The organism is Rhodococcus sp. I2R, from assembly GCF_020889545.1.
Classification (GTDB): domain Bacteria; phylum Actinomycetota; class Actinomycetes; order Mycobacteriales; family Mycobacteriaceae; genus Rhodococcoides.
Genome location: NZ_JAHUTG010000024.1, coordinates 33,763 through 47,966, shown reverse-complemented (window position 1 = coordinate 47,966; position 14,204 = coordinate 33,763). Strand labels below are relative to the sequence as shown.

The window sequence follows — 14,204 nt, the reverse complement described above, 5'->3', positions numbered from 1 at the left end:
CAGCACGATGCTCGCCGATCGAACGAAACCGTCCGATCGGCGAGCATCGTGTCAGCAGATCGTCCTACGCGGCAGAGGTCACCAGGTCCGTACGCAGGGTTCGTGCTTTCCAGAAAGCCCACGCAAGGATGAGGCAACCCACGAACATGAGTACCCCGTGTGCGATGCGTACTGCCGGAGGTGCGAAGAACTGTGGCGCGAACAAGATCAGACCAGCGGCCAGCGGCAACCCAGACCAAGACGGCAGGATGTCCGAGCTGCGAACAGCGAGTGCCGCGTAGACGCCGCCGATCAGGACGAGCAGCAGGCCGATTCCGAACATCGAGATCTGCACTGCGCCGTTCCTGATCGGATCGGCCAGTTCCATGATTGCGGGATCCGCGTCGGACACCGCCTTGGTGCCGAGCGCGTTGAGCGCGAACGCTTCTGCGCCGTAGTAGGCGAGCGTCAACCCCACACCGATCCAAGTCACGACGACGGCAACACTCGCTGCGGACGCCCCGGCGCTCGGGCCGACGAGCTGTTCGAGGCTACGCATTGCCAGCGCGATGGCGATGAAGCCCAACATCGCGCACACGTGAGCGATGACCCAACTGGTCTCCCCGAATGCCTCGGCTCCCTCCATCCCCACCTCGGACGAGTAGGGACGCAGGATCGGGTATGCGAGGAACATGATGGCGGCGAACGCCCACAGCGCACTGCCTGCCTTTGCTGACGTCACAGCTACTTCTCCTCGGTCGAGGGTGCGGTACCGAAATTGGTGTCGCTGTACTCCAGAACGACGCTTGTGCAGGTGAATCCGGCACCGCCGCCCACGAGAAGGACTTTGTCGCCGGACTGCAGCGTTCCGCCGGACTGCAACGCGCTCAAGCCGACGAACTGATCGCCGGAGCCCAGGTGTCCGGTCGTGCTGGCGAAGCTCCAGTTGGTGCGGTCGAGATCGACGGGGATGAGTTCCTGCAACTGCCAATCGAGCTTGGTGCGTCCCACTGCGGGAATGACGACGCTCGCCATCTCGCCGATTTCGCATTCCGCATCCGCGAGCGCACCTGCCACCGAGTTCTTGACAGCGTTGACGAGACGGCCGGCGGCTTCCCGCATTCCCCCGGTTCCGATGAAGTGAGCGAACCGCGACGTGATGTCGATGGTTCCGGATTCGGGGTTGTCTCGGAATTCCGGTCCACGGACGACCTTTTCGAGATCGTTTTCGGCCTGTGTGAAGGTCGAAAGGACACGGAAGGCACCGGGGTTGCGACTGAGCACGATTGCGCCCGCGCCATCGCCGTAGACAACTCCGTTTTCGGTCTTCCAGCGGTCGATGCGATCGCCTCCGAAACGATCCGCAGTTGTCATCAGGATGTTTCCGCCAGGAATGGCGGTGAGCAGCTGCGAAGCGAGCTCCATTCCTCCGAGGCCGACATTGCACTGCTGCTGCAGGTCGAAAGCTCTTGCGCCCGAATGTGCGGCATGTGCAGCGACATAAGATGCGGACGGCCACATGTCGACGCCCTGGAACCAGATGCTGCTGTGGAAAACGACGGAAATGTCGGCCCGGTCGATGCCAGCGCCCTCGATCGCATCGCGTGCAGCATTCACCGCCATCTGCGGGGGAGCGAGTTCTTTCTCGACGCACGCGCCGATGAACCCGTCGGCGTCGCGGTCTTCTTGCGAGTACAAGCCCGCTTCGACAGCCCACTGGCTGGTGACGGTCTCGGGCAACCAGTGGCCGGTGCCGGTGATGTACGTGTCGGTGACCTTCATCGAGTCTGCTCCTGCAGGGTGAGTGTGTCCAACAGTGCTGCGGTTTCGGAGTCGTGCAATGCGCGTGCAGCCTCGGCATCCCAGGTGATCGGGAGGCGCGAGACGCCGTTGACGAGCAGGCCTTCCGGGCGTGGTACCTCGGCCGGGTCGACGGCCAGTGCGAGGCCGGGGAGACGCCGCAGAATCTCGTTGAAGGAGATTCTCAGTTCCGCCCGAGCCAAAGAGGCGCCGATACAAAAGTGCGGCCCGTGACTGAAAGAGAGGTGCTGCGCTTCGTCTCGGCCGAGTGCGCAACTCTGTGCATCCTCGAACTTGTCCTCGTCCCGGTTTGCCGCGACGAGACTCGGCAGCACACCGCTGCCGGCCGGGATGAGCACCCCGGACAGTTCTACGTCCTCGGTTGCGATCCGCAGCAGGCCTTCGGTACCGGGTCCGAACAGGCGGAGGAGCTCCTCGATCGCTGTATCGATCAGTTCGGGATGGGCCCGGAGTTCTTCCAGCTTGGCGGGCTCGAGCAGTAGCGCGAAGATGCCGTTGCCGATCATGTTGACCGTTGTCTCGTGGCCGGCAACGAGAAGGGTGACGCCCAGGAATACGAGCTCGAGGTCGGAGATCTTGGGGTCTGCCGCATTCTGCACGGCGAGATCGGACAGAATGTCGCCCTGCGGGTCGGCCTTCTTGGTCTCGATCAGCTGGTTGAGGTATGTGAACAGCGCAACCTGGGCTTCCTTGACCTGCTCGGGTGTGTACTCCTTGCTCGTCGTGGCAAGGAACGCCCGCGACCATGCCCCGAACTGCGCCCGGTCGGACATCGGTACACCGAGCAACTCGCAGATGATCTGGACCGGCAGCCGCGCCGCGAAAGACTCGATGAGATCGGCGTCGGGACCGGCCTTGATCATGTCGGTGAGGAACGAATCGACGTGTTGTTCGATATACGGAATCAGCGTGTTGACGCGGCGAGCTGTAAAGGTGCCGCTGATCATCTTGCGGACGCGCGAGTGATCGGGCGGGTCCATGTTGAGCAGCGTCGGAAAATTCTGAGGCACCGGACCGAGGCGCGGTGCACCCTCGGTCAACGTCGCGGCGCGTGAGAAGCGTCGATCACCGAGGACTGTCTTGACGTCTTCGTACCGCGTGACGAGAAATGCGGAGTCGCCGGAAGGCATGCTCACGACCGCGACCGCTTCGCCCGTTTGTATGGAGTTGTATTCGGGCGCGATCTCCATCGAGGAGGGGCGCTCGAAGGGGTATGAGTAAGGGCAACGTGCGCCGTCGTTTCCGTTCTGCATCTGCGGTAGCAGCCTTTCGAGTGTGGGAAGCGATCCGTCGAAGGCTATGCGGCTGTCGGCGAGGCGGTCAACGGACTTCAGGGCGGACTTAAGCGTTCCTTTGGCGGAATGCAATTGCTTTGCAATTTAAATGAATTCGAGTCTTGTTACGGTCGAAAAAGACATTCGAACCAGGAACCAGGGAGCCGCAATCGTGGGCGAATACAATCCGAACGAAGGCGAAACAATCGTCACCGATGTCCTGGTGGTCGGAGGCGGGCCTGCCGGTATGGTGCTCGGACTCGCGCTGTCGATCAACGGCGTGGACGTCACCGTTCTGGAAAGCTCGGCCACGTCCTCGAGGTCCTTTCGAGGCGAATCGATCTCACCCGATTCCGTCTTCACGCTGCGCTCACTGGGCGTATTCGACCAACTGCCGGCGGCGTCGCACATGAGCGTGGATGGCCTCAGAATAGTCGATTCGGGCAACCCGGTTCTGTCCCTGCGATTCGAGGAACTGCGAGCTGATTCAGAGCTCCCCACGGAAGTTCCCCAGGACGTACTGCTCGACGCGATGGTGGCAGCCGCCGATCACAACAGACTCCGGTTGGTTCGCAGCGCCACCGTCAGCGAACTCGTCCGAACCGCAGGCCGCATCAGTGGCGTTCGGTACCGCCGTGATGGCGCGATACACGAGGTGCGTTCGCGGGTGGTGGTCGCCGCAGACGGGCGGTACGGCACGACCGCGGCGATGGCGTCTCTGCCCTCGCGGCGCAAACCGATGCAGCGGGATTTCCTGTGGGTCAAGGTGACGGCGCCGGATACATGGGATAGGTCCTGCTACCAGGTTCATATGAAGGCCGATTCACACGTGATGTGCATCCCGACCGTGCCCGACCTGGTCCGTCTGGGTGTCAATATCCCACCGGGCGGACTCCGCGAGATCCGCGCATCCGGATTGTCTGCTCTGCACGCCAAGATCGGCAAGCTGGTACCCGAGCTCGCCGATACCGTGGCCGAACAGGTCGGATCGTGGCGAGATACGTCGGTGCTCGACATCTTCACCAGCTACACGCCACGCTGGTCCACACCTGGTCTCGTTGCGATCGGCGACGCAGCGCACACTCTGTCGCCGGTGCTGGCCCAGGGCGTCAACCATGCGATTCTCGACGGCGTGGTGCTGGCAGATCTTCTGCCTGCGGCCCTCACCCACCCGACCGATATCTCTGTCGACGATGCATGCAGGCGGCTTCAGGAAATTCGCGAGCCCTCCGTCGAAATCGCTCGGTCACTTCAGATGCGACAGGAGATGGCGTTCGCGCAGCGCGGCGTGGTCGGCGAGTTCGGACGCCGGTCGATCTACAGGGCAATCGGGAACTCCGCCTTTCTCAAGAAGCGGATCTGGGGATCCATCTACTACAGCCTGCTGAACTCCGACAATGTGACCAGGCACGCCGTCGACCGGCTGGCAGCCCGGCGCGCAGGGGAGACCTCTTCGGTCTGAAACGACAACGGGCGGCAATGGCGCGAGTCACTCGCACCATTGCCGCACGTGGTCGTCTCGTGAGCTAGACGAAGATCATCTCGCGTATGGCGTCGCAGTCGCGCTCGAGAATCGACTGGTGGACGTTGCGGACCTGGCGGCCCGGTTCGACTCCGTAGTCGCCCTGCAATGTGTGCCTCAACCGGTTGTACACCTCCAACGCCTCGATCTGTCGCTCGGACAGATACAGCGCGCGCATCAGTTGCCGATGCATCGTCTCGCGCACCGGGAACTGCCTCGTCAGCTTGAGTAGCTCTCGGATCAACGGCGCGACGTCTCCGCGCGCAAGCATCACCTCGTTTCGCTGCTCGAGGCACGCCAGGTACAGCTCGTTCATCTCGTTGACAGCGGCTTCCAGTTGCGGGCTGTCGGACAGTCCGGAAAGGAAGGGGCCGCGATACAACGCCAGCGCACTCTCGAAGTCCTTCCACGCACCGTCGAGATCGCCCGCCCGAGCCTTGGGGCGGGCGGTCTTCATGGCTTCGTCGAACGCGCACCAATCGACGTCGAGTTTGTCCACCGCCAGTCGATATCCGCCGGATCGTGTCTCGATGAGCCCAGGAAACTCGCCGCACGAGTCCAGGAATGCGCGGAGCTGCGAGATGTAAACGTGGACGGACTCTCGACTCCGTTTGGGCTGTTTGGCTCCCCACACGATCTCTGCGACGGTTTCCATCGAGACGGTACTACCAGGGTCGATGACGAGGGCGGCCCACACCGACCTGAGCTTTGTCCCGCTGGGAATCTCGAATACCGCATCTTGTGAATGCAATTCGAGAGATCCGAACGTTCTGATCGAAATTTCTCTACCCTCGAGCCCCGACACGCTCATTTTTGTAGATGTTCCTTCATTCGATTGCTGCTCAACCTGCCGAGGATCTACTTTACTGAGTCATTGACCAGTTTGCGTTGCGAGAGACAACTGTTCACGTTGAGGTCGAACTTCGATCACCTACACGGAAAGTCCTATACCACCGAGGAAATCGGCAATGTACATGATCGACTTCTTACGTCCTGACGGCCGCTCCTGCGCGTTCGATCAGCGCCCAGATCGACGCCGGCGAGGCAAAGTTCTCCGCGGTCAGTTGGTCATCGGTGATCGCAATGCCATACTCGCGTTCGAGGTCTCCCAGGAGGGCGACCAGCGCGAGCGAGTCGAGCCCGGCGTTCTTGAGGTCCTCCTCGGCGCTCAGGCCGTTTTCGATCGACAGGCGGGGGACCGCGCGAGCGATATGACGCTCGAACGCTCGATCCCAGTTGTGGTTGGAATGGTTCAGCTGTGGTGCGGGCATGGGTAGCGCCGTTCTGTTGAAGTGAATTCGTGTGGCCGACAACACATCGGTGCCGCGGACGAGAACCTCCGCGGGCGCCGGACGGGACAGAAATCCCATCAAGCTGGCGGATAGACCGTAAGCCCCTACGTTCGGGACCTCGAGCAGATCACCTGGGTGAGGATCCACGAGCTCGGCGTTGCGGTTGAGGACATCTGCTGGAGTGCACAACGGACCGGCAATCACGATGTCGCGCTCGTCTCCCACCTCGACGCTCGACGTATCGACACCGGCAACCTCGCCATGGGTCGAGCTCGCGAGAACCTGTGCCGAAACCGGCAGTACGCGACCGATACCGGAAAGCCCGCCGACATGGTGAATTCCGGTGTCGACAATCACATATCGACGATCGCGACTGTCCTTGACATCCATGATTCGAGCAACGAGCACGCCCGAGTCCGCTGTGAGGTAGCGGCCGGATTCGAAAACGATCCTGGTCTCACCGGACCGCCAACCGGGCAGTCGTGCGTCCAGCGCATCGGAGACGGATTCGCTCAGGTTCGTGTAGATCGGCCGGGCGCCGGACGCAGCGTACGGTGCGGCGAAACCGCCACCGAGGTCGAGAATCTTCAATTCGATGCCCAGCTCGTCGCGCAGTCTGCACGCGGTATCGATACTGTTCTTCATCTCGGAGATGAGCGCCGCCTCGTCGGAGGCATTGCTCAGTGGGTAGAAGTGGAAGCCGTGGACCTCGATGGAGGGAAGATCGATGTCCTCGCGCGTCAACGGGACGGTCCCGGTATCGATGCCGAACTGGGACGACGCTCCCGTCATCCGCATTCCTGCTGCTCCCGGTGCCGATTCACTGTTGACACGCAACAGGATTCCGATTTGTATCGACAAGCCTTCGGCAAGTGTGGACAGCCGCTGCAGATCCGTCCTCGACTCGGTCGAGAACTCGCGAACGCCGCTCGTCAGAGCGTGCACGATTTCCTCGTCGGTTTTTCCCGGCCCGGTGTAGATGATGTCGGCGGCGTCGAAGCCTGCGGTCAGCGCCGCATCGAGCTCTCCGATGGAACTCACCTCTGCTGAACACCCAGCGTGTCGAAGTGTCTCTGCAACAGCGGGATTCGGGTTCGCCTTCAGCGAGAAATAGATGGAGCTCGGTTGCGGCAACGCACGGGCGAGATCGTGCGCTGCCGACTCGAGTCGCTCTGCGTCGAAGATGTAGACCGGTGTTCCAAAGTCACGGGCGATGTCGGCATGGCGTGTCATGGCGTTTCCTTCGTCAATGCGAGCACCGCGCGGCGGGTGTCGACTTTTCCGTTGGCGGTGAGTGGTAGTTCTTCGAGCACGACGCAGCGCGTCGGCATCTTGGCAGGTTCGAGCAGCGCGGACAGCGCCGTCAGGACTGCGGGTTCGGACGCCGTTGCCGTCACGACGATGGCCAGTCCCCGCTCCTCGGTGGGCTTGAGAACAATGACGGACTGAACGCAGTCGAGCGACTCGACCGCGGCCGATATTTCGGACACGCTCGTGCGTACTCCGTTGGACTTGAAGATGTCGTCTCGACGCCCGGTGAAGTAGAGGTGCCCGTCGGGGTCGACACGGCCGTAATCCCCTGTGAAAAGGCACCGTTCACCGGTAGCGGCATCGGTACCGAAGCGTTCGGCGCTGAGGTGTTCGGCGTTCCAGTAGCCACTCATGACGTGCGGCCCGATAGCGACAATCTGACCTTCGTTGCCCGTTTCGACTTCCTGGCCGTCGTCGTCGACTATGGACACCTTGGTGCCGGGGATCGCCCGCCCCACCGACCCTGGGCGGTGGCGGTCGATATCGGGTTCGGCGATCGTCACGCGCTTGCATTCGGTGATTCCGTACATGGCGATAATCGCTGCATTCGGGAACACACCGCGCAACTGCGCTATTCGTGACGGGGGGAGGTCCGCTCCGGTGCTGGTGACCATCCGTACCGTCTCGATGCTGCCGCCACGGGAGAGGAGCGTGTGCAGCATGCCTGCAACGGCAGGCACCGCCGGCACGACGGTCACCGGCAGCGACCGAATGGTCTTCAGTAGACCCAAGGCGTCCGCAGCGTCGGCGAGCACCACTGAAGCACCGGCGGAGAAGGACAGCAGAATCTGATACAGGCCGTAGTCGAAGGACAATGGGGACATCAGCAGTACCTGGTCGGATGCCCTGTATTCGAGCCGCTGCCCGATCGAGTCCACGGCGAAGACCACTGCGGCAGCCGGGCAGATCACACCCTTGGGCTTGGAAGTGCTGCCCGAGGTGTACATCAGTAGCGCGGGCTCCGCTCCGGCGACCGGGCGGTGCACGGTTTGCTCGAGAGTCTCGACAGCGATGAGGTCACTCCAGGTCAGAACCGTTGAACCACTCGAAAATTCGTCGCTCGGTAGGGACTGGACCACGATGAGGGCTGCCGTGCAATCCGCTGCTACGGAGTGCAATTGACTGTCCGTCGTCGACGGGGGAAGCGGAACGGCGATCGCACCGACCGTCCACGCTGCGAAGATCAGCAAGACTGCCGGCACATCGTTGGGCAACCGTGTGACGACACGATCCCCGGGACATACGCCCGTCGCGGCGAGTGCGGCCGCTGTCTCGGCGACCAGACCGGCCAGGTCCCCGTACTCGACCGTGTGCCCGCCGGGGGCGTGGAGCGCGATCGAAGTCGGTGACTTCGCAGCGGTGTCGTGCAGTAGGCCAAGGGGAGTCGACGCCAGGGTCGTGTTCATCTCGCTCCGTTTCGTGCTGTTCGGTCGGTCGAGGGGAGGTACATGTGGGCGATGATCGCGCCGGCCACGAGGAAGACTGCTCCGACGGTGAAGGCGGCGGTCGATCCGGTCGAGAACGCGGACATTGCCACGTCGTGTAGTTCCCGATCGCCCAGTCGGTCGGCTTCGGCCAGGGTTGCGCCGAGCGACCCAGTCTCGGTCGATGTTTCGCGTAGTCCAGCTTGGTAGAAGCCGGCCAGGACCGAACCGAGGACCGCGACGCCCAGGGAGAATCCGATTTCCTGCATCGTGTCGTTGACCGCCGCGGCCTCGCCCACGCGATGGGAGGGCACGGAGGCAACCATGGATTCGGTGACGAGCGGGAGCGCCATTCCGACGCCGATGCCTGCGAAGAACACCGCACCCAGCACGGTGCTCAGTTCGCCTCCGAACGCGGAGAGCGTGATCGAGGCGATCGCTGCGGTGACGAGGCCGCCCACGACGACGGGTCGGCGACCGAAGGCGCTCGAACACGGCGTGGATACAGCAACTCCGATCAGCAACGCAAGCGTCACCGGCGCGACAGCGAACCCGGCCGTCGACGGTGACAGCCCGAACTGGAACTGGAGTTTTTGGGTCAGTACGAACAATGTCCCGGCGAGAGCGAAGAACAACAGCATGTTCGAGACCGACGCGCCGAAGAACTCACGACGTTGCTCTCGGGTTCGCGGCGGCTCGTCACCGGTGCTGTCGGGTTTCTTGCCGCTCACTGCCCACGCTGCTGCGGCGAGGACACAGGCAACCGCGATCAGAGCGATGCCGGGCAGCATCTCGTCGCTGACGACCGTCACACCCAGCACGAAGGTGGTGATGGCGCCGGCAGCGAGCACGAGAAGCCGGACGTCGACCGCTGATTGCGGCAGCTTTGCCTGCGGACGCACCAGCAGAAGAATGGCAGTGGCCATCGCGGCTGAACCGACGGCCGACACCACGAAGATGTAGTTCCAGCCCCATCCGTCGACGAGGATTCCGCCGATGATCGGGCCTCCTGCCGCCCCGGCCACCGATACCGCACTCCACACTGCGATGGCCCTCGATCGGCCCGCCTCGGAAGTCGTGGCGACGACGAGCGCGAGGGTCGACGGCATCACGCACGCGGCGCCGACGCCCATCACCGCACGGGAGATCATGATGGTCGGCACGTTGTCGACGGCAGCTGCTGCGGCTCCGCCCAGTCCGGTCGCCAGCAGACCGAGCAGCAATACGGTCCGCGCTCCCGTTCGGTTGCACAGGTATCCCGCAGGTAGCAGCATGGCCGCGAACGTCACCGAGTTAATGACGACGACCAGGCGCATGGCTGCTGCCGAGAGCCCGAGTTCGGTGGCCATCGTCGGCAAGGCGACATTGATGGCAGAGCTGTTGAAGATGACGATCGTGACAGCCGCCGACATGGCGACCAGGACGACCCAGGGTCGTCGGCTGACCTGTACCTCGGTCGCGGTCATAGCGCACCCATCGAGATGGCGCGGTTGCGCCGACGCAGCACGTACATCGCGGCCGATCCGAATAGAAGCGACACGCCTGCGACCACGTACAGCACGGTGAAGCCGTGTTCGAGTCGCAGGATCGCGACCCCCACCACAGGGGCCAGCGCGCTGGGGGCGACGACCGCCGAGTTGAGCAGCCCGAGGTCTCGGCCGTGGTGTCTGGGATCGGGGAGCAACTCGGTGAGCAGTGCGAACGTCGGCCCCATGAACGCGCCGAGTCCGACTCCGAAGGCAACTGCCGCACAGAGGATCACGGGCCAGGAGGAGGTGAACCCGAATACCGATGCCGCAAGTCCTGCGAGCGCCGAGCCGATGATTGCCGGCCCGGTCCGGTCCTCGATACGGTCGGACAGCCTCCCGAACACCAGAGCGCTCACCACGACGGACACCACGAAGAGCCCGGTCAACAGAATGAGAGCGCGAGCAGGCTCCGGCCGTGCAAGCTCGTCGTGCACGAAGAAGTAGAGGAACTGAGTCACGTTGCCCAGCCCGAACAGGACAAGCGTTCGGCTGGTCCATCCCAGCCACAACTGTGGTGTCGAGGTGTGCTCGCGGTTGCGTTCAGGCCCCGGCGAGGGCGGTGTGAGAACCGATTTCGGCTCACGTGTGGTCGACACGAAGATGAACGGCGCCGCCAGCAGTACGACGACGCCGGCGACGACCAGGTACGAGACGGACAGATCGGTGGAGACTGACGCGACGACAGTACCGAGCAAGGCGGCGAACATCTGCGCCGCCGCGAGTTTCCCGCCGATGCGAGCACGGTGTGCGACCGGAATCCGATCGGCGACAGTTGCTTCCACGCCACATTGGATCGCGGCGATTCCGGCTTGTGTCGCGCACCACCAGATGACAAGTTCCACACCGCTGTCGGCTTGTCCCGTCATGACCAGACAGGCCGCTGCGAGAACGACACCGACCAGCGACACCGTCCGTCTGTCGACGGTCTGCAGGAATCGATCGGACAAGGCCCCGATCAGGGGATAGCTGATGAGCATGACCGCGCTGCCCGCCGCGGAGATCAATCCGAAGAAGAGCTCTTTGTCGGAGGGGTACATACGTTCGGTCGCGACCGCGAGCAATACCTGCGTCGGCGCGAAGAACGCCACCCACCCGGCGAGCCCCGCGAGGGCGAGTCCGGTTTCGAGTCCGCGCGGAGCCGGGGACTCGACGGGCCCGCGCCCGATGCGCCTGCCCTGGGCCGATTCGATCGTCATGGGATGCTCACCGACCCGACGGTCGTGCGGACGATCCGCTCCACCAGAGAAAACAGTTCCTCGCTGTTGTCCGTGGTGAGGAAGTGTCCCCCGTCGATAGTGGTCATGGAGAATTCTCTGCTTGTGTGCCGGTCCCACTGTTCGAGGTAAGCCGTCGAGACCAGCCGGTCGGTGGTACCGCCGATTGCGTGGATCGGTATCGGCAATGTCGTGGTGTCGTCGACACGGTTGCTCTGACACACCCTGATGTCGTCTTTGACGACGGCCAGCAGCGGCCCGAGCCATTCCGGCCGGTCCAACAGCACTGCTGGTAGGCCGTCGAACTCGGCGAGCGCGTGCGCGATTTCCAGATCGGTCAAGGAGTCCAGCGGAAGCGGGAGTGTGGGCACGTGCGGCGGCGCACCGGCTGCGACCACCAACGACTCGGGCAGTCGGCGCCCTGCTTCGAGTGCACGAACGGCAAGCCGGTAGGCCACGAGGGCGCCCATGCTGTGGCCGAACAGCACGTACGGCTTGTTCATCACATCCGCGAGCTCGATCTCCAGGAGATCGAGTAGTGCGGACAGATCCGTGAAACGCCGTTCACGGCGGCGGTTCTCGCGACCCGGAAGCTGGACGGGAACGACGTCGAGGATGGCGGAGTCGGACCAGCGTCGGTACACCGAGGCCGATCCGCCGGCATGGTGAAAGCACAGCACAGTAGGCGATTCCGTGACAGCCTCTGCAGCAGAATCGATCATGCTGCACGCCTGCCCAGATCGACCGGTGACAACATCGACAGGCGTGACCCCAGCGAGAGAATCAGCGACAGGGCCGCACCTGCAACCGGCTTGAGCCCGGTCTGCTGCATCAACGCCTCGATGGTCCACAACCGGATAGCCGTCATGTGTTCGGGCGAGCCATGGACATCGTCGAATTCGATGACGCGCGAGTTCACTATGCGGTCTCGCACCAGCTGTGATTCAGCTGCAGGGGTGATCTCGTCCTGGCTGCTCTTGAGGTAGAGAACCGGAATCTTGATGCGGTCGAGTTCGCGATCGTCCAGAGCGCAGCCGGCCAGCGTCGACGCCAATGCCGAACCTGTAGCGCAGGTGACGTGTTCGAGAGTGCGGACGGTGGCTGCGGGCAGCTCACCTGATATCGATGCGCTCCCGAAGAGGTACTTGATCGGTGCCCCGACCGTTACCATCGAACGAATGCGAGGATCGGTCGCCGCGGCTTTCAGAACGAGGGTGCCACCGAAGCTCATCGCGAGTGCGTGGACGCCTTCGATCATCATGCGTGTCGACACTGCATCGACGATGGCCGAGATCAGCACCGAACTGTTCTCGCTGTAGCGAGTCGAATTCTCACCTACCCCGGGGAAGTCGGCGATCACCACTGCCATACCTAGTGCGCGTGCGGACAGCAGCATCTCTGCCCACTGTTCTTTCGGGCTGACTATCCCGCCGATCACCACGAGCAGCGGACTCGGACCGTCGGTGGGTAGTCCCCGGAACCAGACCGGCACGGTGGACCCGTCGAGCGCGACAGTGAGCTTCTCCACGCCGTCGATCTCCGCTGCCCAATTCGTGAACGCGGCGGTGCATGCCTTGTACGCCTGCTTCCGACGAGGCGAGGAGGCGAAAGGAAAGCGGGCCAGGTTGAAAAGCTGTATGGCCTCGCGGTCTCGACCAGCCTCCAGTCGAGCAGTGCCTTCTGCGAACCATGCGTCCGCCCATCCGCCTTCCCCGTCCTCCAGCGTGGTGATGGAGTCGAGGATCCTTCGAGTGTGCCTGGGACCCATTCCCTGGGCGCGCGCATGCAGGGCGACCAGGGTCTTCAAGTCGTCGAGGTAGTCCATGATGTCAAACGGTCCGTTCGAGTTCGGGTGCGGTTCGTGCGACGGGGGATTCCAGCGCCGAGACAAGGTCTGCGGCGACTTCGGCCGCCAGAGCGCCGTCGATCACCCGGTGGTCGAAAGTCAGCGACAGCGGTAGCACCGTCCTGCTGACGACGGCGTCGTTCACGAGTGCGACGGTCTCGGTCAGTCTGCTGATCCCCACCGTCATCGTGGTGCCTCCGTCTGAATAGAAGTGCCGGATCGGACGGTGGCCCAGTGAAGTGACGGCAACGGTTCCCAGCGATCGGTGGCCCCATGGCAGCAGGGTGGCCAACTCGAAGGCGGCACGGCCGGCCACACCGGGAAGGAACTGCAGAGCGCGGACGGGCCCACGGTCGCCCGCCTCGAGCCGTGTACGTGTCGCAGCTATCCATTCGGTGACTTCGGTGGCCGATACATTCTGTGCGGCAGCGAGAATCGCCGACTGCACAGTTCTCGTCCCTGCGACGGTGATGTCGAACGACAGCTTCACGTCGACATCACGGTGACGCGCCACGAACGGCAGACCGAGGGAGGTGAACGAGGAGTTCGCCTCCGGGTGGCGCGCCCAGACCGTGCCGACTGCAGCGACGACCTGGGCAACGATCGACGCTGCGGCCGTGTCGGCTCTGCGGGCGAGCATCGCCGACGCATCCACCTCCACGCCGAGGTACACCGGACTGCGACCGCCGTTGCCTGCGAGGAACGCAAGGGTGTGCCATCGGCTGTTCGGCACCACCCCAAGACTCCGAGCCATCGACACCAGCGAGGTCATGCCGTGGCGACCTGGTAGATGTCCTGCAGGCTCGTGCTTTCCATGGCGCGAACGACCGAGACCGGTCTGCCTGTCTCGCCCTCCACTGCTGTGATGACTTTCAACAGGTAGAGCGAGTCCCATCCGGCGATGCCGTCGAATGGAGTCGACAGGCCCGACTGCGTGATGTCCAAGCCGCTTTCAGCGCGTACCAGCTCGACGAATCGTTCCTCGGTCATTG

13 protein-coding genes are annotated in these 14,204 nt (G+C 63.3%); 1 reads left to right on the top strand and 12 read right to left on the bottom strand.

The features are described from left to right. Positions 1-64: 64 nt before the first annotated feature. Genes KVY23_RS20655 through KVY23_RS20645 form a run of 3 tightly spaced genes read right to left on the bottom strand, consistent with a single transcriptional unit; the run spans position 65 to position 2,930 of the window. Positions 65-721, bottom strand: coding sequence for a hypothetical protein (locus KVY23_RS20655; RefSeq protein ID WP_230558046.1), 657 nt, complete (start codon positions 719-721; stop codon positions 65-67). A 2-nt stretch (positions 722-723) separates the two neighbouring features. Next, complete coding sequence (locus tag KVY23_RS20650; protein ID WP_206511812.1) at positions 724-1,761, bottom strand: ketoacyl-ACP synthase III family protein; 1,038 nt, start codon at positions 1,759-1,761, stop codon at positions 724-726. After that, positions 1,758-2,930, bottom strand: coding sequence for a cytochrome P450 (locus KVY23_RS20645; RefSeq protein ID WP_230558074.1), 1,173 nt, complete (start codon positions 2,928-2,930; stop codon positions 1,758-1,760). Before KVY23_RS20645 ends, KVY23_RS20650 begins: the two co-directional genes overlap by 4 nt. Before the next feature lie 316 nt (positions 2,931-3,246). Here KVY23_RS20645 and KVY23_RS20640 point away from each other — a divergent pair, with 316 nt between their 5' ends. Beyond that, a complete protein-coding gene (locus KVY23_RS20640) occupies positions 3,247-4,536 on the top strand; it encodes an FAD-dependent monooxygenase (RefSeq protein ID WP_230558045.1) in 1,290 nt (429 codons plus the stop codon). 64 nt (positions 4,537-4,600) lie between these two features. Here KVY23_RS20640 and KVY23_RS20635 read toward each other — a convergent pair whose 3' ends face one another. The 9 genes from KVY23_RS20635 to KVY23_RS20595 all read right to left on the bottom strand — a co-directional run bounded on the left by KVY23_RS20635 (position 4,601) and on the right by KVY23_RS20595 (position 14,202). Further along, positions 4,601-5,407 (bottom strand): AfsR/SARP family transcriptional regulator, encoded by an 807-nt coding sequence (locus KVY23_RS20635; RefSeq protein WP_230558044.1) that lies wholly within the window; start codon positions 5,405-5,407, stop codon positions 4,601-4,603. Between the two features lie 175 nt (positions 5,408-5,582). Further along, positions 5,583-7,121: a phosphopantetheine-binding protein gene (locus KVY23_RS20630; RefSeq protein ID WP_075837645.1), complete on the bottom strand. Its 1,539-nt coding sequence runs from the start codon at positions 7,119-7,121 to the stop codon at positions 5,583-5,585. Continuing rightward, positions 7,118-8,605: a class I adenylate-forming enzyme family protein gene (locus KVY23_RS20625; RefSeq protein WP_230558043.1), complete on the bottom strand. Its 1,488-nt coding sequence runs from the start codon at positions 8,603-8,605 to the stop codon at positions 7,118-7,120. The genes KVY23_RS20630 and KVY23_RS20625 overlap by 4 nt, the downstream gene beginning before the upstream one ends. Beyond that, entirely contained in the window at positions 8,602-10,089 is a 1,488-nt protein-coding gene (locus KVY23_RS20620) for an MFS transporter (protein WP_230558042.1), read from the bottom strand. The genes KVY23_RS20625 and KVY23_RS20620 overlap by 4 nt, the downstream gene beginning before the upstream one ends. Continuing rightward, positions 10,086-11,348: an MFS transporter gene (locus KVY23_RS20615; RefSeq protein WP_230558041.1), complete on the bottom strand. Its 1,263-nt coding sequence runs from the start codon at positions 11,346-11,348 to the stop codon at positions 10,086-10,088. The genes KVY23_RS20620 and KVY23_RS20615 overlap by 4 nt, the downstream gene beginning before the upstream one ends. Beyond that, entirely contained in the window at positions 11,345-12,088 is a 744-nt protein-coding gene (locus tag KVY23_RS20610) for a thioesterase II family protein (RefSeq protein ID WP_230558040.1), read from the bottom strand. Before KVY23_RS20610 ends, KVY23_RS20615 begins: the two co-directional genes overlap by 4 nt. Next, on the bottom strand, positions 12,085-13,191 hold the full coding sequence (locus KVY23_RS20605; protein WP_230558039.1) for an alpha/beta fold hydrolase: 1,107 nt from the start codon (positions 13,189-13,191) through the stop codon (positions 12,085-12,087). The genes KVY23_RS20610 and KVY23_RS20605 overlap by 4 nt, the downstream gene beginning before the upstream one ends. Positions 13,192-13,195: 4 nt before the next feature. Continuing rightward, the gene (locus KVY23_RS20600) at positions 13,196-13,984 is read right to left on the bottom strand and encodes a 2-oxo acid dehydrogenase subunit E2 (RefSeq protein ID WP_230558038.1); all 789 of its coding nucleotides are present in this window, start codon (positions 13,982-13,984) and stop codon (positions 13,196-13,198) included. Then, on the bottom strand, positions 13,981-14,202 hold the full coding sequence (locus KVY23_RS20595) for an acyl carrier protein (RefSeq protein ID WP_230558037.1): 222 nt from the start codon (positions 14,200-14,202) through the stop codon (positions 13,981-13,983). Before KVY23_RS20595 ends, KVY23_RS20600 begins: the two co-directional genes overlap by 4 nt. Positions 14,203-14,204 lie beyond the last annotated feature (2 nt).